2 protein-coding genes are annotated in these 2,990 nt (G+C 27.7%); both read right to left on the minus strand.

Features of this window, described 5'->3' with window-relative positions; genetic code table 11:
* Positions 1-7 precede the first annotated feature (7 nt).
* Entirely contained in the window at positions 8-649 is a 642-nt protein-coding gene (locus Q0F04_RS11565) for an ABC transporter ATP-binding protein (RefSeq protein WP_295753447.1), read from the minus strand.
* Between the two features lies 1 nt (position 650).
* The gene (locus tag Q0F04_RS11570; RefSeq protein WP_295753449.1) at positions 651-2,726 is read right to left on the minus strand and encodes a hypothetical protein; all 2,076 of its coding nucleotides are present in this window, start codon (positions 2,724-2,726) and stop codon (positions 651-653) included.
* Positions 2,727-2,990: the final 264 nt, after the last annotated feature.

Consider the following 2,990-nt stretch of genomic DNA (forward strand, 5'->3'; position numbering starts at 1 on the left):
CTAAATCTTAATCGTTTTTTAATTTCTGTAAGTCAATTGTATAATCAGCATATTCTATTACATTTGTATCATGGCTTACCACTACAACTGTTTTTCCATACTCAGCAAAACTTTTTAGATACTCTAATACGATTTGTTTATTCTCAGGATCTAAAGATGCAGTTGGTTCATCAGCCAATATTAGATTTGGGTTTTTTAATATAATTTTAGCTATTGTAACTCTTTGCTGTTCTCCACCGGAAAGTTCATGAACTTTCTTTTTCAACATGCATTCCTCAAGTTGTAATTCTTCAAATACAGTTTTAATATGCTTTTCACGATTTTTATCTTTTTTTATCTTGTCTACAAGTAGCAAATTTTGTTCTACTGTTTCATTTTCAATTAACCCATAATCTTGAAAGATGAATCCAATGTCTTTCTTTAACATTTTCTGCTGTTCTTTTTTATTTTCTACTTCTTTTCCATTGTATAAAATTTCACCATTCTGATATGGTTCTAAAAATCCAATAATATCTAAAAGTGTTGTTTTTCCACATCCACTTTTGCCAAAAATACAAGTCATTTTTTCATCTGGAATAGATAAACTAATATCATCAAATACAGTAATATTTCCGTATTTTTTTGTTAAATGATTAATTTCAATGTTCATATTATTCTCTCCATATTTTCTTTGCTTTATTTTTAAACCAGATATAAGAAATTAATTCTATAATAAGCAAAAATAACACCGTGTATATAATATTCATTACAGTAGTTTCAGCTAATCCCTTTATGCAAACTAAGATAATTCCTACAATCATTGGAGAAGCTACTTTAATCATATATTTACAAACAGGATAAGGACTTACTCCTTCTACTTTTGATAAATAATATCTTGTTCTATTACACTCCATATCTGTACTAACTAATAATCTATGTGCCAAAAAATATGCTATAAGCATCAATATTAATCTGATTATATTTCTTGTATAAATATTGCTGTAATATGCATAGAATTGTTCATACAGTTTCACCGATGGTCCCATTCTTAACGCAGCTTCGTAGCCATTTTCATTAAATACACCATCTACATATTTTTGCACTTCATCTAAAGTGCCATCATAATATATACAACTTCCTTCAATCTGTCCTTTTACAGCTATTTCTTCAGGTACACATACAATTGGATCTCCATTTGTATAATCTGAATATAAAAGTTCATAAGGAGAATATGTTTTTGGTGGATTTGAATAATAAACAAAATCTATTTTTGAAGTTTCAAATGTTTTAAATTGTGCAAAATATTTTATTTTTTCTAAATCGTAATTTTGGCCTTCTTTCAGATAAATAACAATATCATTGTCGTAATCAATTCCATCTTTTATTAACCCCTGATCTTCTATATATTCTATCTTTGTAACATAGCAAGGTATCATCTCGGTTTCATTTTCATATAAATAATCTCGATTAAACCGTATTAGATGATTCTTTGTGAACGATTCATAAACTTTATTATAGCTGTCACTTCCAAAATCATTAAAATAATTGGATGCAAATCTTGTATTAAAGAAATAATTATTCTTCAATGAATTATCTATCTTCTCATACCTTGATTTCATCAAAAAGTACGATTGAATATCTGGAATAGCAGTAACTATTCTTGGAACGATTAAAATAACAGCAAATAGTTTAATAGCCAGTGACAAATAATATAAACTTTTTAAATTATTTTTTCCTTTTTCTGACGATACAATTGGCATCAAACTAATCATTGGAATAAGTACAAAGGATAATATTTGTTGAATACCTGCAAACATCAGAAATTCTATTGTTGAAACAAGCCATAACACTCTAAATGCATAAATATTATTTTTGTAATATATAAAAGAAAAACCACCCGCTAGTATTAGACCGGTCAAAACACCTACCAAATAATATTTTTCATATAATTGAAAGAAAATTTTTCCCGTTGACATTCCTTCAATCTTCATAATCGAGATTTTTCTTCTCAAAGATAAAAATTTTGAGCATAGCAATATAGATAAAATTCCAGCAATACCCAAAGCTGTTATAAAATGTAGAAATGTTAACTCTATCGCTTCTTCCAAGTAAGATGGTTCAGAAGGATTTCCGATTATTATTGCATTAGCATAATTGCTTAATCCGTATTTTATCTCAGGATATATCTTTTCTAGATCTGATATAAATTGATCTATATTATCTTTAAGATACTCTTCATAACCTTCTGTTGATAAAAGATTATACATTCCTCCATTAGATTCATCTAATACAAGAGGAAACGCTTCGACAATTTTATCATTTAGAAAGAATGAAGCTATATGTGTATTTTTGTTTATTTTATCTGTACTATAAGTTTCAATGACTGTTGGATCAAAAACTCCATTATCCAACCACATTCGTTTTTCAATACCATGAGTATTAGATGAATAAGAAAATTGTATTAATGATCTATTTGTCTGGTTTTCAAAAGTATACACAACTTTAAGCGAATAAAGATGATTTTGTATTAAAAGTGATTCAAATGTTTCATGAAATTCTCTTGATGGTATTTCATCAACATTATGAGCTATCTGCAATTGATAATTATCACTAGAATTTTTTTGTGGATCACAATAATAAGCTATAGTGGTTGCCTTACTAATTGATATTCTAGTAAAATCTTTCAATGAAAACCATCCCGAAAAAATAAGTAAAAAAATACAGAGTAATAAAACCGATTTTTTCATATGCGACCTCCTAAAAGAATTCATCTATTAAATAGTTATAGTTAGTAAATGAATTCTTCATTTTTTTAATAAATATAGTCATCATATTATCTATCCGAATCTTTAACAGTAACATTAATTAGATATTGTAAAGGTCCTGTATAACCTCCAGATTCTGTAGTCAATCCATGTACTACAACATTTACCGAATTATTTAGCCATCTGCCATATTCTCCATAAGAGGATTGTCCTACTGCAGTACCACAAGCATATTCGCTATTACCT

Origin of the sequence: uncultured Holdemanella sp. (assembly GCF_934772795.1) — a bacterium.
Classification (GTDB): domain Bacteria; phylum Bacillota_I; class Bacilli_A; order Erysipelotrichales; family Erysipelotrichaceae; genus Holdemanella.